This is a genomic window from Paenibacillus sp. GM2FR, assembly GCF_002803325.1.
Taxonomy (GTDB): Bacteria; Bacillota; Bacilli; order Paenibacillales; family Paenibacillaceae; genus Paenibacillus_AQ; species Paenibacillus_AQ lautus.
Genome location: NZ_MKZM01000008.1, coordinates 4,308,198 through 4,332,952, shown reverse-complemented (window position 1 = coordinate 4,332,952; position 24,755 = coordinate 4,308,198). Strand labels below are relative to the sequence as shown.

Below are 24,755 nucleotides of genomic sequence, written 5' to 3'. Positions count from 1 at the left end.
GGGACGAAAATGTGATTGCCTGTTTCGATGAAAGGGGGAAGTAAAACTATGCAATATCAACTTAATGCAAGGAAACGGCCCGTGCTGAAGCATATTGTTCGTAATCCTTTTCTTTATGCTATGGCCGTGCCGGGGCTGCTGTTCTTTCTCGTGTTCAGTTATTTTCCCATATACGGGATTATGATTGCCTTCAAAGACTATAATTTTGCCAAAGGAATTACGGGAAGCGAATGGGTCGGTTTAAAAAACTTCAACTATTTTTTTACTTCAGATGACTTCTGGGTCATACTGCGCAACACGCTGATGCTGAACATGCTGTTCATTTTGTTTACTACGGCGGCTGCTGTATTAATCGCGCTAATGTTCAATGAAATTCGCAATAAGTATTTCAAACGAATTTCGCAGTCTCTCATTTTTCTTCCTTATTTTATGTCCTGGATTGTGGTAGGAATGATTGTCCAATCCTTGTTTGGCGGGGAAGAGCCGATGATCAATACTTGGCTGCAAAGTTTCGGCTTGGAACCGGTCAACTGGATGTTTGAGTCGAAGCTGTGGCCTTTCATTCTGACGGTGATCCGCGTATGGCAAGGAGCCGGTTATCTTTCGATTATTTTTCTGGCCGCGATTACCGGCATATCGGAGGATTTGTACGAGGCTGCCCGGATTGACGGGGCGTCTAAGCTGCAGATTGTGTTGCGCATTACGCTGCCGTTGCTCGTTCCTACTGTGATGATCATGACTTTGCTGGCCGTAGGCAAGATTTTCAACGGGGACTTTGCCATGATCTATGCCATCATTGGAGACAATTCCTTGCTGTATCCGACTACCGACGTCATCGACACCTTCGTATTCCGCTCCATGAGACAGTTGCATGACTTCGGCATGTCTTCGGCGGTTGGCCTGTTCCAGTCGGTTATGGGTCTGATCTTCGTCATTGCCGCCAACTGGATAACCCGAAGGGTGTCTAAAGAATCCGCTTTATTCTAGGAGGTAACGATGAGACAGAAACAGAGTGCTGCGGATCGAACTTTTACGGTATTTGCCTATACGTTCATTTTATTGTTCACCTTATTTTGTCTGTTTCCTTTTCTGCTGATGATTATCGGATCGTTTACGGACGAGGGGGAACTGATTGCGCATGGGTATACTTTATTTCCGCAAAAATTATCGCTGGACGCTTATAAAGCGGTTTTGCAATCGGATGTGCTGCTGAGCGGCTATGCGGTCACGATTTTTATCACCGCCGTAGGCGCATTAAGCGCGCTGTGCATTTCCGCAATGCTCGGCTATTCTCTGGCTAACAAGCGGAATGTCCTGCAAACGCCTTTTCTGATTTTTTGCTATTTGCCTATGCTTTTTTCCGGGGGCATCATTCCGTTTTATATTGTGGTCAGTCAGTGGCTGCATTTGCAAAATACCGTTTGGGTGCTTATTTTAACATTATTATGCCAGCCGTTCCTCGTCTTTTTGCTTGTCAGTTTCTTCCGCACAATTCCCGAGGAATTGGAGGAAGCCGCAAGAATTGACGGAGCGAATGAGATGAGAATTTTCTTTCAAATTATGATACCGATCTCGAAGCCGATTCTGGCTTCCGTCGGTCTCTTTTATGCCCTGAACTACTGGAATGACTGGTTTATGGGATTGATGTTCGTGGATAATGAGAAGCTGTTCCCGCTGCAATTGATTCTGCGCCGGATGGTATCCAATATGGAGGCCGCCAGAAATCTCATTCCCGCCTCGGCAGCCATTGCCGTAACGCCACCAACCTATGGCGTGCGGATGGCGACAACCGTGCTGACGATCGGCCCGATTGTCTTGCTGTATCCCTTGCTTCAAAAGTATTTTGTCAAAGGTCTAACGGTAGGAGCTGTCAAAGGGTAATCGAGGAGTTCCGGCATTAACCGGATCAGCCCGGTTAATCATAGATACTTTTTTCTTCATTATATAGAGGGAGGTTAACGAAATGAGATTGAAAAAATGGTTTGGCGCGGTGACGACCACAGTATTGGCTTTGTCATTGATGCTGGCGGGCTGCGGAGGCAAAACGGAGACAGGCGGCAATAAAGGGAATTCACCAACGAATACGGAAAGCACTACATCCGCACCGAAGGAAACGGTGACGCTGAAAGCTTATTTCCCGGGGGATAAGCCGGCTGGCTTTGACGATGTGCTGCAGGCGGTCAATGACAAATTGAAAGCGGACAACGTCGGAGCGGCCTTGAATATCAATTTCTTGCCGTGGTCCGATTACGGGAATGCGGTATCTGTGAAGATGTCTGCCGGGGAAGATTTCGATATGTATTTGGATGCCCCATGGTTGTCGATGAATCAGATGATCGCCAGCAATTCTTTGCTGGAACTGGATGCCATGGTGGCCGAGCGTCCGGAGCTTAAAGCGTCCATTCCCGATGAAATGTGGGAATATAACAAATTCGACGGCAAAATTATGGGCATTCCTCTTGGCACCACCCAAGGCCCGGTATACGGCCTGCTTATCCGCAAAGATTTGCGCGAGAAATACGGATTTTCCGAGTTGAAAACGCTCGAAGATCTGGAGAAATTTTTGTATACGGTCAAGGAAAACGAGAAGGACGTCAGACCCTTCGTCATTAACGGCATCAAAGCCGATAAACTTCCATTTATCCTGAGCGAATCCGCTAATCTGGCGCTCGATGAAGTGCTGGAAATCGGCGTCAGCATGTTCTCCTATTCAACCAAGGACAAGAAAGTTGTCGGTCAATGGGCAAGCCCGATGATTGCCGATGGTTATGAACGCGTCACCAAATACTACAAGGATGGCATCATTTCCAAAAATATCGCGCAGGAGCAAAATGCGGAAACATTGTTCAAACAGGGCAAATATGCGGCAACCTACTATGCGGCTGACGGTGTGGAGGGATTGAAATATTCGGATATGCTGAAGGATGGCAGCGACAAGCTTGAGGTTTTCGTTCCAAACGGCGATAAGGCCAAGCCGTATACCGCTTTCCAGCAATGGAATTTCCTTTGCATTCCGACTTCATCCAAGCACAGCGATTTGGCTCTGGACGTAGTCAATTGGTTATCCATTAAGGAAAACCACGATTTGATGGAATACGGCATTCAAGGGAAGGACTGGGAGCCTGTCGGCGATACGAGCTATAAGGTGCTGTCCAACTATTCGTTCCCCGGCTTTGTGCTGACCTGGCGGCCAACGCTAAACCGCACGCCGGATACGATGATGCCGGATGACAAGAAGTGGTTCGACTTCTCCGCCGACCCGGCTAATTTCACGCTTAGTCCGACGTCAGGTTTCAGCTTTAACGCTGAAAAGGTGAAGACGGAATATGCCAAAATTACGCCGCTTCACGATTCGGTTTTCCTGCCGCTTAGTCAAGGTGTGCTGTCTGCGGATGAAGGGAAGGCGACGCTGGAGGAAAAAATGGCGAGCCTCGGCGGACAAAAAGTGATCGATGAAATTCAAGCGCAAATCGACGCCGTTACATCCGGTAAATAACAATCATTGAAAGACGGAAAGAGGTATCTCACATGAACGTAAAACGCTGCGCGCAAAATCCTGTTATACGGACCCGGGACGTTGCACCCTCCCGCCCCAACTTTCAAGTGCTTGGAGCGTTTAATGCAGGCGTTGCGCAAGTACGGGATGAAATTATTCTGTTGCTGCGCGTTTCGGAAGCGCCGGTATCGGACCGGGGGGACGAAGTGCTCGTCCCACGGCTTAACGAAACGGGCACCGATGTACTTATAGAGCACTACGACAAGGCCGATCCGAGCTATGATTTCTCCGACTCGCGCTTCGTAGTAAGGGACGGACGAACGGTCATGCTCACATCTTTATCCCATCTGCGGGTGGCGCGAAGCAAGGATGGCGTTCATTTCGACATCGAGCCTCAGCCGGCCTTGTTTCCGGAACACGCTCTGGAAGCGTGGGGGATTGAAGATCCGCGCGTGACCCAAATCGGGGACATGTATTATATCACTTACAGCTCCGCCTCCGCTCGCGGCGTTGGCGTTGGCCTGGCGGAGACCCGGGATTTTCGAACATTCAAGCGTCACGGGCTTATGCTCGCTCCCGAAAATAAGGACGTCATGATATTCCCGGAGAAAATTAACGGCAAATACTACGCTTTGCACCGTCCGGTGCCGAAGTCGTTCGGTTCCCCCGAGATGTGGATTGCCGAATCGCCCGATCTCATACATTGGGGGAACCATCGCTTCCTGATGGGGTTAAGCGAACAAGGCTGGGATTCGGCTCGTATGGGCGGCGGCGCGGTTCCGATTCGAACCGAACGCGGCTGGCTTGGGCTGTACCACGGCGCGGACAGCAAGCATCGCTATTGTATGGGCGCAGTGCTGCTCGACTTGAAAGACCCGGCCAAGGTGATAGCAAGATCTCGTGTACCGGTATTGGAGCCGGAAGCTGCATATGAGGTGAATGGATTTTTCGGCGAGGTCGTGTTTTCGTGCGGAGCCATTTTACTAGATCAAACGATCCGCATGTATTACGGTGCCGCGGACGAAGTGATGGCTATAGTGGACATCCCCTTGGAGGTTATATATAGTACGTTTATTTGAAGGGTTGAGGGCAGTTTTTGCTGCCTTCTTCAATCCATTAATGTGAAAGCGTTATCAACAACTTTTTGAGCTTAACAAGGAGGAGTATGAGAATGGCTAACCCAAGGCAAAGGTTTGTAAAGAGGTGGATATGTCTTACTACGGTTTGTTTAATGATATCATCGATATTTTTATACTCGCCCGTATCGGCGAGCACTCCCGAGGAAACGAATGCTTCTCAAGAGATCGCTGATATGAAAATGATGAAAAAGCGTATGGTTGATTTTTACATCTCCAAAGATATTATAAATGACGGAACGAACGGTCGGGTCGAATGGACCTTCAAATCACAGGCAGGTACTTATTTATCCAATCAAAACCCTGATGGAAGCTGGGGCGATGTCGATTACACGAGTACAACTTCCGCCGCCAATGGGAGAGGTTGGTCGCCCTACCTTGCCTTAGACCGGATGCAGTCGATGGCGCAGGCGTTTGCTGACCCGAATGATCCAAACTATCATAGTGCAACGCTGTTAGATGGTATTCAAAAGGCGCTGGATTATTGGTTCACGGTAAAGCCGACTTCAACCAACTGGTGGGAGACCGGAATCGGCAAACAACTAAGGCTGGAAAAAATTGCGCTTCTATGTGAAGGATATTTATCGGCAACGCAAGTCTCCAATATTATCGGCACGTTAGACAGCAGCCCACACACTGTCGATGGAGCCAATTCGTCCTGGTACAATCAAAATTATATGTACCGGGGCTTACTGCTGGAGGATGCCCAGATCGTTCGGAACGCCGTGAATGCGTTTAACGTACTGTCGAATGTGACTACGACGGTGACGGGAATCCAGTCGGACATGTCTTTTTTCATGCATGGCAAAACGAATTATACGACGGGCTATGGAAGAAGCTTTGCCAGAGATATGTCATTCTGGGCCTACATTACCTCGGGCACCGCGTTCTCGTACAGCGAGGCGGCGATTGATTCGTTATCGTCATATTTGTTGGACGGCACCAGGTATCTCGTGAGAGGCGATGTTGCCGATTTGGGCATGGGGATGAATGGACCTGATTGGCCGGATTATGCGAGCGCGGCTTTGACCTTCTATGAAGATCCGTTGCAATGGATGCAGACGGCCAATCCGAAGCGGGCTGCGGAGTTTGCCAGTTTCCTTGACAATATTCGCATGATCGGCACGAACACGAGCAACGGACTGGACGTGAGCAATATGACGCAATGGCAGACGCTTGTTTCCTCCCATATGCGAACTGACTACGGAATTACGGTCAAGATGGCCTCCAGCACGGTTAAAGGCGGCGAATGGAGAACGATTCATCCCAGCGGATATAACCTGTTGTACTGGACGCCGCAAGGCGCCACCGCCATTCAGAGAACCGGCGACGAATACAGACCCGTTTACCCGTTGATGGACTGGGCCCATGTTCCCGGTACGACGGCTCCGTACGCACTCACGAAAGACGGGAATTTCAACAATCCCAAAACGTTTGTAGGCGGAGTGACAAATGAGCGTTATGGGGCCACCGCATTTGATTTTAACAAGCTGAATACAAGCGGAAAGAAAGGCTACTTCTTTTTCGATGATGAAATGGTGGCGCTTGGTGCAGGAATCGCTTCAACGAATACCGCGGCGATCCACACGACATTGAACCAAAGTCAGGCGATAGGCGAAGTTCTCGTAGATGGCAATCCGATAGCAGACGGAACGATGCAAACGGGCGGACGCTGGGCCTATAACGATCATATCGGCTATATATTCCCGATTCCGACGGATTTTCAAGTAAAACGGGAGACGAAAACCGGAAAATGGAGCGACGTCATCTCGGGAAGTTCAACGGAGGCGATGACCAAGCCGATTTTTTCGATTTGGCTCGATCATGGCGTGAAACCCACAAACGCTTCCTACCAATACATTGTATTGCCGAACAAAACCTCCGAAGAGGTCAGCAGCTACGCGAGCGACAACCCGATAAGTATTCTTTCGAATACATCGTCCGTCCAGGCTGTCCGGCATATGTCTCTGGGAATTGCGGAGTTGCTGTTTTATCAACCCGGAACGGTGACGGTGAGAGACGGTTTGATTGTCACAGTAGATCAACCCGCCATGGTTATCGTTGACGAATCTTCAGCACCTGTCCGTATTTCGGTCGCCAATCCCGAAACACCGGGGATTACCGTGAACGTGACGCTGGATCGGAACGGAGAAACATCCACGACAAGCTATACGCTCGGCAAGGATACGTTCACAGGCCGAAGCATGACTTTGAATGAGGGAGCCTCCATCGACGACAGCGGATTCGATCTCGCTTACAGTAAAGGAGCGACCGCTTCATCCAGCAAAGACAACTTATATGCCTCGAAGGCTACGGATCTCTACAGAACCTCGTATTGGAGTTCAAACGATTCGGATAATGAATGGATTTATGTTGATTTGCAAAATCAATTTTTGATCCATAAAGTTAGGCTAAATTGGGAGAAAGCGTACGGGAAAAGTTATAAAATTCAAGTATCGGACGATGCTGTCACCTGGAAGGATGTTTACTCAACGACGACGGGTGAAGGCGGAATCGAAGACATTTCATTCAGTCCGGTCAGTGCCAGGTACGTTCGTATGCAAGGGGTTCAGCAGGGTACCGGAAATGGCTACTCACTTCATGAATTTAACGTTTATGAAGCAGTACCGCCCAATCTTGCAGAAGGCAAGCCGGTAGTGGCAAGCTCGTCCAAAGCCGCGAACGTGGGGCCCGGTTATGCAGTCGATGGCTCAATTAGTACCCGTTGGGGATCTAACTATTCCGATCCGCAGTGGATCTATGTCGATCTTGGCTCTAGCAGGTCGATCCAGGAGGTCGCTCTACATTGGGAAGATGCGTATGGAAAGGCGTACCAAATTCAGGTTTCCGACGACGCGACGAATTGGACTACAGTTTACAGCACCACAACCGGAGACGGCGGAATCGATAGAATCTCCTTCGAACCCGTGAATGCCAGATACGTTCAGATGTATGGCACGAAAAGAGGGACCACATACGGCTACTCGCTCTGGGAATTTAGAGTATATTCGGCTCTTGCTACCGCTCCGGACGCACCTGCCGATGTGCATGCCGTCGGTCATGACGGGTCCGCTGAGGTAAGCTTTGCCGCGCCGATTAATACCGGCGGAAGCGAAATTACAGGCTATAAAGTAACCGCGTGGGCAAACGGAGAAGCTGTTGCGACGGCGGAAGGTTCGGACAGCCCAATCACCGTCACCGGTCTGACGAACGGTACGGCGTATACCTTTACGGTGATCGCAAGGAACGGCAAATGGGAATCGGCCTCGTCCGCGCCGTCGAACGAAGTGATCCCGTCGCCGGATGAAGTATCTGTTCCGGCTTCGCCTGCGAATTTGACGGCTGCGCCCGGTGATCGATCCGTAACCTTAAGATGGGACGCTTCGGCGGAAAGCGTCACCTATTCCGTATACCAATATGAAGGCATGGCGGCGCCGGCCGATCCGGGCAACTGGCAGCTGGCTCAAGCCAGCGTAACGGAAGCCACGTATACGGTAACCGGGTTGACGAACGGAACGAGCTATGCGTTTACGGTGAAAGCCGTAGATGCGAGAGGCGAGAGTGATTTCTCCATGGCCGTGACGGCGACCCCGAATTCGACATTGTCGCAGGTTCCGGCAGCGCCGGCTCATCTTGCCGCTTTGGCGGACGACCGGAAAGTTTCGCTGAGTTGGGATGCCGTGGCTGGAGCGGATCGCTATGTCGTTTACAAGTATGCAGGGTCTACGGCTCCGGTGGATCCGGCCGATTGGGAGCATGTGCAGGCGAACGTCACAGAAACCGCATACACAGTAACCGGCCTGACGAACGGCACACGATACGCGTTCTCAGTGAAAGCCGTGGGAGCAGGGGGCGAGAGCAAGTTCTCCACTGCCGTGACGGCGACGCCGAAGGCTTCGCAACCGGAGACGCCGAAGGATCCGCTACCAGGGGCGCCGGTCAGCGGCAGCGGCACAGGCAGTGGCATTGATACTTCCGTTATCAAATCGGCCAACGGCATCATCCTTATTCCGAGCGGCAGGACCGGCGAGGTCAGTCTCGATAACGAAGTTATCCTTACGGTAGGCGCAGGAGCGGCGGAGCAAGAGCTGCGCATTGAGATCGAGAAGCTGCTCAGTACGGCAAACCTCGTATTCGATAAGGAAACGCTGGTCAGCAACGTCTTTGAATTGACGAAAAATATGGCTGGAAACTTCAAGAAGCCGATCGTCATCTCGATGAAGTTCGATCCGTCTCTCATAGGAGACAATCAAAGAGTTGCTATCTTCTACTATGACGAAGCAAAGAAAGTATGGATTGAAATAGGCGGCGTCGTGAAAGGCGATCGAATTACGGCCGAGGTGGATCACTTCACCAAGTTTGCGGTCATGGCTGTAGGCGAGAAGAAGGTCGAAAGCGGCGAACCGAACGAGCCGGCGCCATCGTTCACTGACATAGAGAGACATTGGGCGAAGAGCGCCATCCTGAGCGCGGCGGGCATGAAGCTTGTCAGCGGCTATCCGGATGGAACGTTCAAGCCGAATGCCGCCATTACCCGCGCCGAGTTTACGGTCATGCTGGCCAATGCGCTTAAGCTGGAAGGAGCAGGTTCAGCGGCTGCGTTTACGGACGAGGCCAAAATCGGCGGATGGGCGAAGCAAGCGATCGCGAATGCGGTTGAAGCAGGTATTGTGAGCGGGTACGCGGACGGCAGCATCCGGCCGAATGCGCGTATTACCCGCGCGGAAATGGCGTCGATGATCGCTAGAGCGCTTCACCTGTCTGATGAAGCAGGCGCAACGACCGGCTTCGCGGACGATAAGGATATCCCGAAATGGGCGAAAGGCGCGATTGAAGCGGTTCGCAAGCTGGGCGTCATGAGCGGCCGCGGCGACAATAAGTTCGTTCCGAACGGTACTGCGACCCGGGCGGAAGCAGTGACCATATTGGTGCGGATATTGGAGCTTGGTACAGAACACTAAAACAGAGCTAACAGCAGGCACAGCGTAGGAACAGATAAGTTCCTCATGCTGTGCCTGTACTCGTGTTCAAGTGTTTCTTAAGACCTTTGCGGAAAAATTGGACGAAAATGTGTCACATTGTCAGGTGAAAAAATGGGAGTGGGCGTGTTCCAGCCATTCGATTCAGCGGCTTAAGCGCGATCGAGGTAGGTGTGGGCTCCGCTTAATGATGATCCCTTCTCGTCTGACGAATTTCTTCTTGTGGTCGATCTCTTTGAATTTTTCGGTCAAAATGAAAATCAGTTCGGAAATTTGAAAGCCCTTTAATCGAATCGTGAAAGCGATATCCGGTATTTGAAATTGGAAACGCTAACCCGCTGCTATAGAGTTAGAGCAAGCGTTAACGCAGCCCAAAAATGTACACTGCAAAGAAGGAGGATAAGAAATTGGAAAAGAGACAACGACCGGCATTCGGCATGTTTTCTGATATCCGTAGGAATGGAACATCTTACTTGCTGGTCCTTCCGGCGATGGTTTACACGTTTATTTTCGGGTATATGACGTATCCGTATATACTGATTGCTTTCCAACGATTCAATTATACAAAGGGCATATTTCATAGCGAGTGGGTAGGATTAAAGAACTTCGAGTTCTTTTTCGGGTCGAGCAAGGCGTTTACGGTCACCTTTAACACCATCTTTCTAAATTTGCTCTTTATTGTCTTTGGAACGCTGACGGCACTGGCCATCTCACTGATCCTGAACGAGCTGCGCAAGAAGCTGTTCGTCAAAATCAGCCAATCCATGATGTTGTTTCCGAACTTCATTTCCTGGATCGTCATCAGCTATGTGCTGTATGCGTTTTTTTCTATGGATATGGGGATCGTGAACAAATTGCTGAACCAGCTTGGTCTCGTCTCGGTCAACTGGTACACCGAGCCGAAGGTATGGCCGGCTGTTCTTACCGTCATGCATGTGTGGAAAGGAGCAGGGATGAGCGCGATCATTTATCTGGCTACCATCAGCGGAATCGATGAGACGTTGTATGAAGCTGCCGAGATTGATGGGGCTAACCGGTGGCAGATGTGCATGCGCATTACGATTCCGTTGATGATGCCTACGGTGGTTATACTGATGCTGCTCTCGGTCGGCAAAATCATGTACGGCGATTTCGGGATGATCTACGCCTTGATTGGCGACAATGGCACCTTGTATTCGACCACGGATATCATTGATACGTATGTATTCCGCTCTTTGCGTCAGATTGGCGACCCTTCCGAAGCTATGGCTGTCGGATTGTTCCAGTCCGTCATCGGGTTTATCCTAGTCTTCGGCACGAATTCCATTACCCGCAAATTTTTTAAAGATGGCGCGTTGTATTAGAATCCGGTTTCGGCGATAGATTCCCGAAGAAAGGTTTTAGGAGGTATAGAAGTGAAGACGTTTTCATTCAGCAAGACGATTATGTATGCTCTCATTACGGTTTATTCGGCGCTTTGTTTGCTTCCAATGCTTCTGGTTTTGATGATCTCGGTCACGGATGAGGATGCCATATTGAAGAACGGATACAGCCTTTTCCCGGAGGAGTTCTCTTTGTATGCCTATAAGCTAATCTTTACAGGGGGTTCCCAGGTCATGCAGAGCTACGGTATTTCCATCTTCGTCACAATTGTTGGTACGGTGCTGGCGATTCTGATTACGTCCATGGCTGGCTATACGTTGGCGAATAAAAATGTGAAATACCGCAATCCAATGGCGCTCTATTTCTTTATTACCATGATTTTTTCGGCGGGAATTGTTCCCTGGTATCTGATGAATCGGTCGCTTGGATTGACCAATAACATCTTCGCTTTAATCATTCCGTCGCTGTTGTTCAGCCCGTTCAACCTCTTCCTTGTGCGGAATTTCATGAGCGGGATTCCCGACTCGCTGCGAGAGTCGGCAAACATAGACGGGGCCAGCGATATTACGATTGCCTTCCGGATCTATCTTCCTTTATGCAAACCGGTATTGGCAACGATTGCGCTATTCTACGGACTTGATTACTGGAACAATTGGTGGAATGCAATCATGTTGATTGACAGCAAGGATTTGTACCCGCTGCAATTTATGCTGCTGCAAATGCAATCGGAGATCAGCATGCTGAACGAGATGACGATGCTGGCCGGAACAAGCGACATCACGCTTCCTTCAGAATCGGTCAAGATGGCAACAGCGATCGTGACGATCGGGCCGATCGTCTTACTCTATCCGTATTTGCAAAAGTACTTCGTGAAAGGCCTGGTTATTGGTTCTGTCAAAGGCTGATATACTCCCCTTCGGGGTTAACATAAATTAAGCACTTTATAGAAGGAGGTCAATATTTAATATGAAAAAGTATGGTGTGTTTCTATTGGCTGTGGTGCTTGTCCTTTCGACGTTAATTGGATGCGGTAAGGGGGACAATTCTTCAGTCTCCAATTCAGAGAATAATGACAAGCCTGCCAATACGGTCAAAATCAAATATTTAGTTCCAGGCACAGAGCCGAAAGACTACAAGGAAGTGTTCCAAAAGGTCAATGAGAAGCTGGCTGCGGACGGTGTCGGCGTTGAGGTGGAAAAAATATATATCCCGTGGGATGCGTGGGATCAGAAGCTGAACTTAATGCTGTCCACTGGAGAAGATTTCGACCTGTTCCACGTCATGCAGGACCGCACGCCGTTCTCGAGCTACTATAACCGCGGTGCACTGGCGGATATCACGGATGCGATTGAAAAGCATGGAGAAAATCTGAAGAAATATATTCCGGATGATATCTTCGACGGAGCTAAAATCGATGGCAAGTATTATGCCGTTCCCTCTTATTGGGTTGAAATGGCGAGTGAAGGTCAATTCAATATTCGTCGTGACATTCTCGCCGAGAATAATCTCAAAGAGCCGACGACTCCAGCTGAATTGATCAGCGCTTGGGAGATTGTCATGAAGAACTGGAAGGGAAGCAATAAGCCCTATCTTGGCACTCGCGCTGACTTTGACCCGATCTACCTGCATACGTCCATCCTGCACCGGACTTATGACACGTTCCCGTTTACCGTGAAGGATAAGTTCTTCTATGTGAATCAAAGCGGCGAGGTTAAGTCTTGGATTGAGACCGAAGAGTTCAAGAAAGATGCGTCTTTCATGCGCGAGCTGTACACAAAGGGCATTACCAATCCCGATATCCTGGTCATGAAGCAGGAGCAGGTAGATGCACAACTCGACAGCGGTGAATGGTTCGTCCGTTTGGGAACTGGCGGAAGCTTGAACGGGCTCAAAAAGTACAATCCAGAAGCCACTGTAAACGATATCGGCGTTGTATGGTTTAACCCGGAGAAAGAATATATGCGTCCGCTCACCTTCAAGAACGGAAATGCCGTACCGGTAAATAGCAAAAATCCGGAAGCGGCCGTCAAATTCATGGATTGGATGCTGGCAAGTCAAGAAAATTATGATCTTGTACAATATGGCATTGAAGGCAAGCACTACACCAAGGACGGTGAGACGGGCTTTAAGCCGATCAAAGATCCGAATAACAATAATAATCCGGGGTATAGAGGTTCTGATTCGCAAAACGGCAACGTAAACTTCATGCGATTTGACTTGGAGAGCAGCATTCCAGATAACAACAAAGTCTTGTTTGAGCCAAATCCGAATGCAATCAACAGTATCGCGGCGAATTTTATTTTTGACCCGACGAATGTAAGGGCCGAATACACCAATATTTTGTCGGAAGCTTCGGCAAGCATCACTCCGATTTATATGGGGGTTCAAGAATACGATAAGGCCTTCCCGGCTGCACTAGAAAAAATGAGGAAAGCCGGTCTGGATAAAGTGGTTGCTGAATACCAGAAGCAATTTCAGGAGTATCAAGCTTCACTTAAATAAACGAGTTGAAAAACAAAAGGAAGGTGTGGAGGAATTTTGACCTTGCAGAAGCAACGAATTGAATTTGAAGCGACAAAAACGATCTATGAAAGTGCAACCTTGAAATTTCATGGCGTTGATGGTTTTGATGTCTACAATATTTCGATTCCATTCAAACGGGATGGGAAGCGCTATTTGTTCGGGCGGGTAGAACGTCGCGAGGAATGGGCCCGCTCTTGGGTCCGCCTGTTCGAGGAAACGGGACAGGATGAATGGAGCGTGGTGGAAGATAGCATGATCTATACGCTGGAGGACCCTTACATCAGCGAGATCGGTGATGAGCTCGTAATGGGCGGGACTCATGTGCAATACCAAAGTGGAAGATACAGCACATTTTTCGGTTATTTCTTTCGGGGCACCGACCTCCATAATTTGTACTACTTCACGACCGGACCTAACAAAATGAAGGATATTCGCCTTGTTCCGTTGTCGGACGACAGGATCGGCGTCTTCTCGCGTCCGCGCAGCGCCGAGATGAGGGGCAAATTCGGGAGCGAATCCATGATCGGCTTTACGATCATTGACAGACTGGAAGATTTGACTGCGGACGTCATCGAGAACGCACCTTACATTCATGGCATTTTCGGGGAAGGCGAATGGGGAGGCGTCAATCAGGCGTATCTCCTCGACAGTGACAAAATCGGAATCATTGGCCACATTTGTTACTTGGATAAGGATGAGAACGGAGGGGAATTGAAGGTGTACCTGAACATGGCCTTCGTCTTCGATCCAGCCACCCGTGAGTCATCGAACCTTCATGTGATCGGTAGTCGTTCCTGCTACCCGGCAGGACCTGCCAAAGCACCGTATTTGGTGGACTGTGTTTTTTCTTCTGGCATTGTCATGCGCCCGGACGGCAAGGCTGATCTTTACAGTGGTCTTAGTGATTGTCAGGCAGGACGCATTACGATCGACTATCCTTTCGCAAGGCATGGGCTTCTTGTTTAGAAGCTCATGGGAGAATTCGCACTCGCGAAGGACACGTTGATAACCCGGAAATTGTACTTTTCAGCTTACAAGGAGGATAGTAATAGATGAAAACCTCGAATATGCCCAACATTGGAACGCTGGCGTCCAGCCCGTTCATTCGTCGCCATCCGGCCAACCCCGTGTTGGATGCGGCACGTGTGCCGTATCCAACCGCACTTGTCTTCAATGCAGGCGTCGCTAAGTTTAACGGCCGCTACATCATGGTATTCCGCAATGACTATGGCTCGCTGGAGAAGCAGATCATTGATCCGCATCATACGACAGATCTCGGCATCGCCTTCAGCGACGACGGCATTCACTGGACGGCGGGGCCGAAGCCGATCTTCAAGCTGCACGACGAAGAGATCGTGCGCGCCTATGATCCGCGTCTGACGGTCATTGACGGCCGCTGCTACATGTGCTTCGCCGTAGATACGCGGCACGGCATCCGGGGAGGTATCGCAGTAACGGACGATTTTGAATCCTTTGAAGTATTGAGCATGTCAACACCAGACTTGCGAAATATGGTGCTATTCCCGGAACGGATCAACGGCAACTACGTCCGGCTGGAACGACCGTTCACGGTATATAGCCGCGGCGGAGTGGACCGATTCGACACCTGGATCTCGGAGTCGCCGGATCTGATCTATTGGGGCCGTTCCGAGCTCCTGCTGGCGGTGGAGCAGGTGCCGTTCGCCAATGACAAGATCGGTCCGGCCGCACCGCCCGTGAAGACAGATAAGGGCTGGCTCACTACGTTCCATGCGGTGGATATTGATTCCGCTAGAGGGAAGAACGGCTGGGAGTCGACCTGGAAGAAGCGGTATACTGCCGGCATTATGCTTCTCGATCTTGACAATCCGAAGAAGATCCTTGGCATGAGCGCATCGCCCCTGCTTGCGCCTGAGGCACTGTACGAGACGGATGGGGGCTTCCGCAATGATGTCATTTTCCCCGGCGGCATGGTGCTGGAGGAGGATGGAGAAGTGAAAATCTATTACGGGGCCGCCGACACAGTGGAATGCTTGGCTACCGCTCATGTGGACGATCTAATCCGGCTCTGTTTGGAGGGATAAGGATGGGGCAGGCGGAACGCCTCATCTTTCCGTCTTCAAATTAGTACAAGAATTGCATGATACCTGCGGTTCGGATTATATCCTGATGTGGAACAAACCAGCCCGTGGGGCATGTGCGGAATTCAACCGCCATGCACCACGGGCTGACTGGGCTTTGTTTCTCTTTTTTGTAAGCCTGGCCGATCCATTAAACTCAACAGACTTCTACTTATTGATCAAATGCTGATAAGGCTTGTAGTCGATTTCCTTCTTCTGGAGGAAGTTCATCAGGAATTTATAATCCCGCTTCGGCGTAGCCACGATGTAACCTTTGATGCAGTGATCCCGGGTGACTTCGGTTGCGCCGGATTCGACGGCGATTTTGCCGATTTCGGCTGCAATGGAGTGTTTGGCGATATCCCGGAACGGCCCCGGTACAGGCTGCACTAGCTCGTTCAGAAATGCTTTGGATTCATCCGTCCACAGCGGGCGGCTTCGCTCTACCCAGTAATTTTGCCAATCTAGCTTTGATTTGCCGTCGGCTTTGGGAAGCACTTTCAGAAACTTGCGGAACATGAAAAATCCGCCGATGCCCATCAGCCCGAGCATGACCCATCCCCAGAAGGCAATGGAGTTCATGAACCATGACGGCGGTGCACTGGACGACAAATAGCCCATGACGGCCCCTGTGCTGTTCATCTGTATATCACCTCAATGATTATTGTCACATGACACTTTCATGAGAATTATAACGCATTTCTAGATTTATTTCGATATACAAGCTAAAATAGGTGTAATTGTGTGTTAAAAAAGGGGGATACAGCATGTTGAAAATTGGTTCCCACGTGTCGTTTTCGGACAAGGGATTGCTGACTGCGACGGCTGAAGCCACGTCATACGGCTCCAGCTCGTTCATGATATATACCGGCGCACCGCAAAATACGCGCCGCAAGCCGATCGATTCCATGTTTATCGAAGAAGGCAAGGCTGCCATGCAGGAAAGCGGGATCGAAGAGATCGTGGTCCACGCGCCGTATATTATCAACCTCGGATCGTACAAGCCCAATACGTTTGAGCTGGCGGTCAGCTTTCTGCAGGAGGAGATTCGCCGCACGCATGCGGTCGGCGTGAAGAACATCGTTCTCCATCCCGGCGCATATACCGATAAGGATGCGGAATACGGCATCGACCGAATTGCCGAAGGGCTCAATGAAGTGCTCGGCGGTACGGATGAGACCGAAGTGAAGATTGCGCTGGAGACGATGGCCGGCAAAGGCACCGAGATGGGACGCAGTTTTGAAGAAATTGCTTCCATTATTGATAAGGTGAAGTACAATGACCGTTTGGCCATTTGTCTCGACACCTGCCATATTCATGATGCGGGTTATGATATCGTAAATGATCTGGACGGCGTCCTGGAGCAGTTCGACAAGCTGATCGGACTCGACCGTTTAACGGTCGTCCACGTGAATGACAGCAAGAATCCGCGTGGAGCGGGCAAAGACCGTCATACGCCAATTGGAACCGGATGGATCGGCTATGAAGCCATCCAAAGAGTGGTTCATCATGAGAAGCTCCAGGGCAGACCGTTTATTCTGGAGACGCCGTGGATCGGTAAGGATCCAAAGACGCAGCGTCCGATGTATGAGATCGAGATTGCGCTTCTGCGCGGGGATGTGGAAGGCCGTTTCGGGTCAACTTTTGCTGAGCAAGTAGAAGAACTGGGCGCTTTCTTTGCCAAGGAAGGCATCGAATCCCGTTCGTTTGTGCTGGATACCTGGACACTGTTGAAGAATGATGCCAAAGCCAAAAAAGCCGATCCGCGCGAACCGATGGAGCGCCTGTACGATATGGTCATGGCAGCAGGCCTGCTGTCCGACCTTTCGGAGGAGCAGATCAATCAGCGCCTGATCGCTTGGTTGTCCGGTGCTCCCCTGAATTCATAAGCTTCATTAAAAATGGCTTTATATTAAGAATACTAAGGCATTCTCAGGATAACGTCCGCATGTCGCGGTATGTTTTCCTGGGAGGCCGTTTGACGTTAATTGCAGATTTAAAAGGAGGATCACCGAGTCTCATGGAAATTCACATCAAGAAGGATCTGCCGTCTGCGGCAGGTCAGTACCCTAATCGTGCCCGCATGCTGATCTCCTGTCCGGATGGACCGGGAATTGTGGCAGCGGTCTCCCAGTTTCTGTACCAGCATGGCGCCAACATCGTTCAGTCTGACCAATACACGATGGATCCGGCCGGCGGCATGTTTTTTATGCGGGTTGAATTTGATCTGGAGGATTTGAATACAAAGCTTCCCAAGCTGGAAGAATCCTTCCGGGAAGTTGCCGATCAATTCCGTATGGAATGGAATATCTACCATGCAGCCCGTAAGAAACGACTGGCGATTTTTGTTTCCAAAGAAGATCACTGCCTTGTTGAGCTGTTGTGGCAATGGCAGGCCGGCGACCTGGATGCGGATATCGCATTGGTCGTAAGCAACCATCTGGATATGAAGGAATACGTGGAATCGTTCGGTATCCCGTATCACCATATTCCGGTTACGGCGGATACGAAGCCACAAGCGGAGCAGCGTCAGCTGGATGTGATCGGCGATGATATCGACGTGATTATCCTTGCACGTTACATGCAGATTATTTCGCCAACCTTTATCGAACATTACCGGAACCGGATTATCAACATTCACCATTCCTTCCTTCCGGCCTTTGTCGGCGGCAAGCCTTATGCGCAAGCTTATAACCGCGGGGTGAAAATTATCGGAGCCACTGCCCATTATGTAACCGAAGAGCTGGATGGCGGACCGATTATTGAGCAGGACGTGCAGCGCGTTAGTCACCGTGACGATGTCAACGAGTTGAAGCGTATTGGCCGTACCATCGAACGCGTAGTGCTTGCAAGAGCCGTCAAATGGCATGTCGAGGATCGTATTCTGGTGCATAACAATAAAACGGTTGTCTTCAACTAACGATTGCAAATAAGGCTGTATTCGGACGATTCATCATAGATAGTACAATGGAGCAGCCTAACACTTTAACGCTGCAATGGATTACCCCTTGATCCCGCTCCTCTTATTGGAGTGGGATTTTTATTTATGGAAGGAAACGTCAAACTTTTTATAAATTCGACTCGTCAATATAGTTGAACTTGTGAAGAGAACCTTTACATACGTCTTATGAACCTATGTGTCATTTTTCATGCGAAAGCAATTTATATGTGGAGAGGGGAATCATCAGTTGTCGTTTTATACAAAAAAAACGTGGATGTTGCTGCCGATGGTGGCGCTGCTGATTGTTGCAACGTTATCCTTGTCGATTCCGGCCGGAAACGTCTACGCCGACGGAGCGAAGATTGGGATTCAATCCGAAATGGGTTATCAAGGCAAGATTAAACATGATAAATGGAATCCGCTCAAACTGACCTTAACCAGCGACCGGGATATATCCGGTGACGTGGTTGTGCAGATTCAGAACTACAATGGCTTTGGATATCAAACTTCCTACGTCCAGCAGGTCGACCTGCCGAAGGATACGCCGAAGGAAGTCGTGATCGGCATTCCAGGGGCCGTGCTGAATAAAGATAATAACCAGATCCTCTTCTATGAAGGATCTTATACCAAGGGGAAGCAGATTCCGTTTGCCTCAGGTAAAAATTACGTGCAGGCTTCTCCGTATCAAGGCGCACTCATCGCCGTGTTATCCGATGATCCGGATACGATGAATTTCATGAATGTCCTTAACGGCAAGGGCAACAGCGTGAACGTGTTCCCGCTTAAGAACGCCAGCGTTCCATCGGATGGAATGCTGCTGAACGGACTGGACGTCATCGTGATCAACAATTTTGCTTCCGATACGCTGTCAGAGCCGCAGCGCAAGGCGATTACAGATTGGGTAAATAGCGGCGGCACCCTGATTCTGGCCGGTGGCGCGGGATATACCAAAACAGCGGCGCCGTTTGCCGACATAACGCCGGTCGTGGCGAATGGCACTACAACCGTGAACTCACTGGCCGAGCTGGAGAAGCTTGGCGGGAAACCGCTGAAACTGGATGGGGCCTTTACCATTTCTACAGCGAAAGCGGTGGAAGGCGCCCAAATCGGGATTGAAGCGGACGGACAACCTTTGTTTGCCTCGAAGGCCTATGGCCAGGGAAGTGTTCAATATGCGGCTTATGATCTGGCCATGGAACCGGTGAGCTCATGGGCGGGCCATCCGGATGCGTGGGCATCGATATTGCGCAATAACCTTCCCATGATGGGTGCGCAGAATGGCATGTACTCCAATTCGCTTATGGACAGTTTGAATTACGTTTTGGAGTATTTTCCATCGTTGAAGATGCCTTCCTTCACTCTGTTGTTGTGGATGCTCATTATTTATGCGATCGTTGTTGCGCCGCTGCTCTACTACATCTTGAAAAAGGCGGACAAGCGGGAATGGGCATGGTTCTTGATCCCGATCATTGCCGTCATCGCGAGCGGTTCCGTCTACGTGGTCGGTTCATCGGACAAGACGCGGGAACTCGCGCACACCATCAACTTGATTGAACTAAACGGTCAAGGGGATGCGGTTAAATCGACGGCTTCGGCATTTTTCACGCCTCGAAGCGGGAACTATGCTTTGGAGTTTCCGGAGAATACGTATTTGAGAACGGGGCAGTCTCAGAACAGGTTTGGAGGAATGGGCGAGAATAAGAATTTTGTCCGAGTGGAGCAGGAGTCCACGACGCTGGAGCTTCGCGACATGTCCCAATGGTCATTAGCCAAGGTATGGGTGGACAATCAAGGGACCGAGGAGATGGGGCGTCTGGGCATGGATTTGAAGCTGGATCCCAAAGGGGAATTAAACGGTAAGGTCACCAATGACACGATTAACGATTTGACCGAGGTTGTGTTGGTTGTCGGAGGCAAAGCCTACAAGCTGGGAGATATCAAGAAGGGAGAGGCGGCAGCCGTTCCTCAGGACCCGAAACAAATCATCAAATTTACGGGCGGTGACTTGTCCGGGATGCTGTACCCTTATTCGCAGAATGATCCGAAACAGCGCGAGCGCGATATTTTGTCCCAATACGGATATTCCAACAGAATGGTTAACAGGGATGCTTACATTTTGGGATGGAGCAAGGATCATTTGACGAATTATACGCTGAAAGGCGCTGAGGTGGACAGCGATCAGCTCAATTTCTGGATACAGCCGGTGGAGATGGATTGGGGACTGAACGGGGAGATCAACATTCCTTACGGCTTCCTGTCTCCTGAGATCTCACAGGTGAATGCGCCGATGTTCGGGGTTTACCCTCATGGGGTCGAAATGGGACAGGGCAGCTTGATTGCCGAATTCCCATTAATATCTGAAGGCAACGTAAAGTATTCGGAATTGTCCATGAAAGGCACCAAATTCAACAACAACGTCACGATGGAGATCTGGAACTCCAAGAAGAGTGAATGGGAGCCTGCTACAAACACGAACAATGTGTTTACCATTACCAAAAATCCGGAGCAATATATCGTAGGGAATCGGATCCGTTTCATGATCACCGCCAAGGATCAGACCAACTTTATGATGCCTGAGCTGTCTGTGAAGGGGGAGGCCACTCCATGATCGAAATTAGAAAACTGAGTAAAAAATACGGAACGTTCCATGCGTTGAAGGACATCAGTCTTCATATCGAAAAAGGGACGGTATTTGGATTTGTTGGTCCGAACGGAGCAGGCAAATCCACGACGATGTCCATATTGGCCACCTTGATGCTGCCAACATCGGGCGTTGCCAAGGTCGGCGGCTATGACGTGACCCAGCATCCTAAAGAGGTCCGCAAGCGAATCGGCTACATGCCCGACTTCTTCGGCGTGTACGATCAGTTGAAGTCTACTGAATATTTGCATTTTTACGGGGCAAGTTACGGCATTCCGCGCGCCGAGCGGGAACAGCTCATTCCGCAGCTCCTGGAGCTCGTCAACCTGAGCGACAAAGCGGATACGTACGTCGACAGTCTCTCGCGTGGCATGAAGCAGCGTTTATGTCTTGCCCGGTGCCTGGTGCATGATCCGGACGTACTGATTCTGGATGAGCCGGCTTCGGGGCTGGATCCGCGGGCGCGGATCGAGATGCGTGAAATCTTGAAGGAATTGAAGCTTATGGGCAAGACGATCATCATTTCGTCGCATATTTTGCCTGAGCTGGCGGAGATGGTGGATGAAATCGGCGTGATCGAGCACGGCGAGATGGTTGCCCAAGGCAAGGTGGCCGATATTCAGAGCCGTCTCCGCGTGAAAAAAGTCATCCACATCCGCACGCTCGAGCGCGAAGAGGAACTGGCCGAGAAGTTGCGGGACGAACCGTTTGTCACGTCGGTATTAACGGATAACACGGGCGTCCATGTTCATTACGGCGGGGATGATTCGCAGCAAAGCGCTCTGCTGCGGCAGGTGGTCTCCTGGGAAATTCCGATTGTCTCGTTTCAGGAAGCGCAGAGCAATCTGGAGGATGTATTCCTCGAAATTACCAAAGGAGGACCCCGCGAATGAATTGGAGCAGAAAGCTAATTAATCCGGTCATTGACAAGGAATTTCGGCTGCGGATGCGTTCTACGCGTTCCATGCTGTCGGTGTTATTTTATGTGTTGGCGCTCGGAGCCGTTGCGATGGGCTTCATTTACCTTTTCTTATATTTGGGACAGCGAGGACCCCAGCGATTCGATCCGCAGATGAGCCAAATGATGTTCTATGTGCTGAGTTTTGCTCAGCTTGTCCTCATCGCGTTCATGGCGCCTGCTCTTACCGCCGGCGTCATCAGCAGCGAGCGGGAGAAGCAAACGCTGAGCATGCTGCTGACGACGCAGCAGAGCTCGGCGACGATTGTGCTGAGCAAGCTGGTGTCGGCACTCAGCTTCATGACATTGATCGTGCTGGCCACCCTGCCGGTATACAGCATTGTTTTCCTGTATGGGGGGATTTCGCCGAAACAGCTCATATCCGTCTTTGTTTTTTATTTATTCGTGATGCTGCTGCTCGGTTCGCTTGGCGTGATGTTCTCGACTTTATTCAAAAGAACCATCGTTGCGATTATTGTCACCTACGGTGCGGGACTAATTATCTTCCTTATAACAGGGCTGCTGTATTTGTTCTTTATGGGGATTGAACAGCAGAATATGTATCAAAGCGGGCAGGCGCCAACGCCGGGCAGCTATTCCTGGGTCGGATATTTGCTGGGTCTGAATCCGGCCGGGGCGATGATGAGTTTGTTTAACCCGTCCTTCTCAAAAGAAGTATTCCTGCTGCACGGCGGAAGTTTGAACAGCAAGGCACCCATTGAATTGTGGCTGGAATTTTTCATCGTCTATTCGGTGGTGATCGTTCTCGCGCTGTGGGTTGCCGTACGGAATATCCGCCCTGTCGCAAGGCGGAAACGTAAGGATAAGAACGAAGCACAGCTCCCGCAAGAACCGGAAATGACGCGGGACGAAGCGTAACCTAAAGCATAAGAGTACGCTAAGGAGGAAGAGCAATGGACAACATCATGCGTTTTATCGAAGCTGCGAGACGGCGGCTGCAGCGCTTCCGCATCATCACGTATGTTTTATACGGACTGATGGCAGGGTTTGCCGCGCTGCTGCTGCTTCTGGTGCTGGGGAGATTCGTGCCCATAGCCTGGCTTCCCGTCGCATCCGTGGCCGTTCCTGTCGGGGCAGGCTTCGTGGGCTGGTTATGGGGATGGCTGCATCGGGTTCCGATCGAAGAGGCCGCTTCAGCGATGGATCATGTTCCGGACGGAGCGGAGCGAAGCGACATGATGGTGACGGCACTATCGTTCAAAGAAGAGGAATCGCAGGCCGCTAAATGGCAGCGCGAGCAGGCGGAACGCTATGGTGCACGTTTTGCGGAGCAATTGCCGGAGCGTCTTCCGTACCCTAGTCGTAAAAGACATCTCTTGATCTGTGGCGCTTCGCTGGCTGCCGTGCTCATCCTTGTTTTTGTTCCAAACCCGATGGATAAGAAGGTGGAAGCGGCAAAAGAGGTGCAGAGCTGGATGAAGGAGCAGGCAGCCAAAACCGAAAAGCTTGCGGAAGAGATCCCGAAAGAAACGCTCAATCCTGCCGACAGTAGGAAACTGCAGGAGAAGCTGGATGCCTTGAAAAAAGCGCTGGACCGTGAGAAGCATCCCGAGCAAGCGCTGGAGAAGCTGGAAGAAGCGATGAAAGAGCTGGAGAAAATAGCGAAACAGCAGGAGGAAAAAGCAAAGGCATTGTCTGAGCTGGCTAAGCAAATGCAGCAGGAGAAGGCGTTGTCCCAGGTGGGAAAAAAGCTTGCCGAAGGCATGGCTGATGAGCTGAAGCAGGAAATGAAGAAACTCACCGAGCAGGTGAAAAAGATGTCCCAGGAAGAGAAGGACGAACTGTCCGATGCTTTGAAAAAATTGGCTGAGGAAGCCGCCAAGCAGATGGAGGACGGGAAGCTGGAGCAAGAGCTCAAGAAAGCGGCCGATTCGCTGAAGGAAGGCAAGCTGCCGAAGGAGCTGGAAGAAGCGCTCCAGCAGCTGGCCGAGGAGCTGGCCAAAGCGGCGCAAGCCAAAGCCGCGGCGGACAGTCAATCGCAATCCGCCGCTTCGCTGGCGTCCTCTCTTGCTTCGCAAGGACTGAGCTTGGCCGATCAGATGACGGCTGCCGGGATGTCGGTATCCGATGCCTGGAGTAACGGCGGCAGTGCCGAGGCGCTGGCGCAGGCCGGATCCGGGGAAGGCTCGGGAGAAGAAGGCGAAGGCTCGGAGGGAAGCTCCGGGGAAGGCGGCTCCGGGGCCGGTCAAGGTCAAGGTCAAGGTGCCGGCAGTGGGTCCGGTTCGGGGAGCGGCTCTGGGTCAGGAGCAGGCTCCGGCTCAGGTGGCAGCGGCAGTGGAGGATCGGGAAGCGGGACCGGCAGCGGAGCCGGCCTTGGCTCAGGCGGTCGCGAGCTTGTGACGATCCCCAGGGATTACAAGGGTAGCGGCAATGTGCAAAACGATTCCGGCCAGATCAAAGGCAGCGGCGGAGATATTCAGAAGGGCGGCGTTTCGCCGACCGTTCCCGGCATGTCCAGGCCTTATGAGGAAGTGTACCGCGATTATGAGACCGAAGCGCGCAAAACGTTAGATCGCAATCCGCTGCCTGACCAGATGCAAGGCTTGGTTGAGGAATATTTCATACAGATCAATCCGAATCCGTAGGGGATGGAAGAGCC

General features: G+C 50.8%; 17 protein-coding genes. 16 read left to right on the top strand and 1 reads right to left on the bottom strand.

Going from position 1 to position 24,755, the window contains the following annotated elements:
• The first annotated feature begins 48 nt into the window (after window positions 1–48).
• The 10 genes from PAEVO_RS19605 to PAEVO_RS19560 all read left to right on the top strand — a co-directional run bounded on the left by PAEVO_RS19605 (window position 49) and on the right by PAEVO_RS19560 (window position 15,559).
• Window positions 49–987 (top strand): ABC transporter permease, encoded by a 939-nt coding sequence (locus tag PAEVO_RS19605; protein ID WP_100539052.1) that lies wholly within the window; start codon window positions 49–51, stop codon window positions 985–987.
• A 9-nt stretch (window positions 988–996) separates the two neighbouring features.
• Window positions 997–1,881, top strand: coding sequence for a carbohydrate ABC transporter permease (locus PAEVO_RS19600; protein WP_100539051.1), 885 nt, complete (start codon window positions 997–999; stop codon window positions 1,879–1,881).
• A gap of 82 nt (window positions 1,882–1,963) precedes the next feature.
• Window positions 1,964–3,496: an ABC transporter substrate-binding protein gene (locus PAEVO_RS19595; RefSeq protein WP_100539050.1), complete on the top strand. Its 1,533-nt coding sequence runs from the start codon at window positions 1,964–1,966 to the stop codon at window positions 3,494–3,496.
• A gap of 32 nt (window positions 3,497–3,528) precedes the next feature.
• Window positions 3,529–4,575: a glycoside hydrolase family 130 protein gene (locus PAEVO_RS19590; protein ID WP_100539049.1), complete on the top strand. Its 1,047-nt coding sequence runs from the start codon at window positions 3,529–3,531 to the stop codon at window positions 4,573–4,575.
• Between the two features lie 239 nt (window positions 4,576–4,814).
• Window positions 4,815–9,593 carry a polysaccharide lyase family 8 super-sandwich domain-containing protein gene (locus tag PAEVO_RS19585; RefSeq protein ID WP_165789687.1) on the top strand — a complete coding sequence of 1,593 codons (4,779 nt, stop codon included), beginning with the start codon at window positions 4,815–4,817 and terminating at the stop codon, window positions 9,591–9,593.
• A 425-nt stretch (window positions 9,594–10,018) separates the two neighbouring features.
• Window positions 10,019–10,954: an ABC transporter permease gene (locus PAEVO_RS19580; RefSeq protein WP_243390827.1), complete on the top strand. Its 936-nt coding sequence runs from the start codon at window positions 10,019–10,021 to the stop codon at window positions 10,952–10,954.
• A gap of 51 nt (window positions 10,955–11,005) precedes the next feature.
• Complete coding sequence (locus tag PAEVO_RS19575; RefSeq protein ID WP_326114269.1) at window positions 11,006–11,878, top strand: carbohydrate ABC transporter permease; 873 nt, start codon at window positions 11,006–11,008, stop codon at window positions 11,876–11,878.
• A gap of 61 nt (window positions 11,879–11,939) precedes the next feature.
• The gene (locus PAEVO_RS19570) at window positions 11,940–13,475 is read left to right on the top strand and encodes an extracellular solute-binding protein (RefSeq protein ID WP_100539047.1); all 1,536 of its coding nucleotides are present in this window, start codon (window positions 11,940–11,942) and stop codon (window positions 13,473–13,475) included.
• Window positions 13,476–13,517: 42 nt separating this feature from the next.
• Window positions 13,518–14,462 carry a DUF1861 family protein gene (locus PAEVO_RS19565; RefSeq protein WP_243390826.1) on the top strand — a complete coding sequence of 315 codons (945 nt, stop codon included), beginning with the start codon at window positions 13,518–13,520 and terminating at the stop codon, window positions 14,460–14,462.
• A gap of 86 nt (window positions 14,463–14,548) precedes the next feature.
• Window positions 14,549–15,559, top strand: a complete 1,011-nt coding sequence (locus PAEVO_RS19560; RefSeq protein ID WP_100539045.1) for a glycoside hydrolase family 130 protein — start codon at window positions 14,549–14,551, stop codon at window positions 15,557–15,559.
• A 204-nt stretch (window positions 15,560–15,763) separates the two neighbouring features.
• Here the strand turns inward: PAEVO_RS19560 and PAEVO_RS19555 are convergent, their stop codons facing one another.
• The gene (locus PAEVO_RS19555) at window positions 15,764–16,237 is read right to left on the bottom strand and encodes a DUF2621 domain-containing protein (protein ID WP_100539044.1); all 474 of its coding nucleotides are present in this window, start codon (window positions 16,235–16,237) and stop codon (window positions 15,764–15,766) included.
• A gap of 125 nt (window positions 16,238–16,362) precedes the next feature.
• Here PAEVO_RS19555 and PAEVO_RS19550 point away from each other — a divergent pair, with 125 nt between their 5' ends.
• From PAEVO_RS19550 to PAEVO_RS19525, 6 genes are all read left to right on the top strand, one after another.
• Window positions 16,363–17,484, top strand: coding sequence for a deoxyribonuclease IV (locus PAEVO_RS19550; RefSeq protein WP_100539043.1), 1,122 nt, complete (start codon window positions 16,363–16,365; stop codon window positions 17,482–17,484).
• A gap of 131 nt (window positions 17,485–17,615) precedes the next feature.
• Window positions 17,616–18,515, top strand: a complete 900-nt coding sequence (gene purU, locus PAEVO_RS19545; RefSeq protein ID WP_100539042.1) for a formyltetrahydrofolate deformylase — start codon at window positions 17,616–17,618, stop codon at window positions 18,513–18,515.
• Between the two features lie 268 nt (window positions 18,516–18,783).
• The gene (locus PAEVO_RS19540) at window positions 18,784–21,144 is read left to right on the top strand and encodes a DUF7408 domain-containing protein (RefSeq protein WP_243390825.1); all 2,361 of its coding nucleotides are present in this window, start codon (window positions 18,784–18,786) and stop codon (window positions 21,142–21,144) included.
• A complete protein-coding gene (locus PAEVO_RS19535; RefSeq protein ID WP_100539040.1) occupies window positions 21,141–22,070 on the top strand; it encodes an ABC transporter ATP-binding protein in 930 nt (309 codons plus the stop codon). The genes PAEVO_RS19540 and PAEVO_RS19535 overlap by 4 nt, the downstream gene beginning before the upstream one ends.
• Window positions 22,067–23,014 (top strand): ABC transporter permease, encoded by a 948-nt coding sequence (locus PAEVO_RS19530; protein ID WP_100539039.1) that lies wholly within the window; start codon window positions 22,067–22,069, stop codon window positions 23,012–23,014. Before PAEVO_RS19535 ends, PAEVO_RS19530 begins: the two co-directional genes overlap by 4 nt.
• A gap of 35 nt (window positions 23,015–23,049) precedes the next feature.
• Entirely contained in the window at window positions 23,050–24,741 is a 1,692-nt protein-coding gene (locus tag PAEVO_RS19525; protein ID WP_100539038.1) for a phage tail tape measure protein, read from the top strand.
• Window positions 24,742–24,755 lie beyond the last annotated feature (14 nt).

Coding starts and splice junctions, on each gene's coding strand:
- PAEVO_RS19605 (WP_100539052.1), top strand. CDS start 49: ATGCAATATCAACTTAATGCAAGGAAACGGCCCGTGCTGAAGCATATT.
- purU (WP_100539042.1), top strand. CDS start 17,616: ATGGAAATTCACATCAAGAAGGATCTGCCGTCTGCGGCAGGTCAGTAC.
- PAEVO_RS19585 (WP_165789687.1), top strand. CDS start 4,815: ATGATGAAAAAGCGTATGGTTGATTTTTACATCTCCAAAGATATTATA.
- PAEVO_RS19600 (WP_100539051.1), top strand. CDS start 997: ATGAGACAGAAACAGAGTGCTGCGGATCGAACTTTTACGGTATTTGCC.
- PAEVO_RS19570 (WP_100539047.1), top strand. CDS start 11,940: ATGAAAAAGTATGGTGTGTTTCTATTGGCTGTGGTGCTTGTCCTTTCG.
- PAEVO_RS19590 (WP_100539049.1), top strand. CDS start 3,529: ATGAACGTAAAACGCTGCGCGCAAAATCCTGTTATACGGACCCGGGAC.
- PAEVO_RS19595 (WP_100539050.1), top strand. CDS start 1,964: ATGAGATTGAAAAAATGGTTTGGCGCGGTGACGACCACAGTATTGGCT.
- PAEVO_RS19525 (WP_100539038.1), top strand. CDS start 23,050: ATGGACAACATCATGCGTTTTATCGAAGCTGCGAGACGGCGGCTGCAG.
- PAEVO_RS19555 (WP_100539044.1), bottom strand. CDS start 16,237: ATGAACAGCACAGGGGCCGTCATGGGCTATTTGTCGTCCAGTGCACCG.
- PAEVO_RS19535 (WP_100539040.1), top strand. CDS start 21,141: ATGATCGAAATTAGAAAACTGAGTAAAAAATACGGAACGTTCCATGCG.
- PAEVO_RS19530 (WP_100539039.1), top strand. CDS start 22,067: ATGAATTGGAGCAGAAAGCTAATTAATCCGGTCATTGACAAGGAATTT.
- PAEVO_RS19550 (WP_100539043.1), top strand. CDS start 16,363: ATGTTGAAAATTGGTTCCCACGTGTCGTTTTCGGACAAGGGATTGCTG.
- PAEVO_RS19560 (WP_100539045.1), top strand. CDS start 14,549: ATGAAAACCTCGAATATGCCCAACATTGGAACGCTGGCGTCCAGCCCG.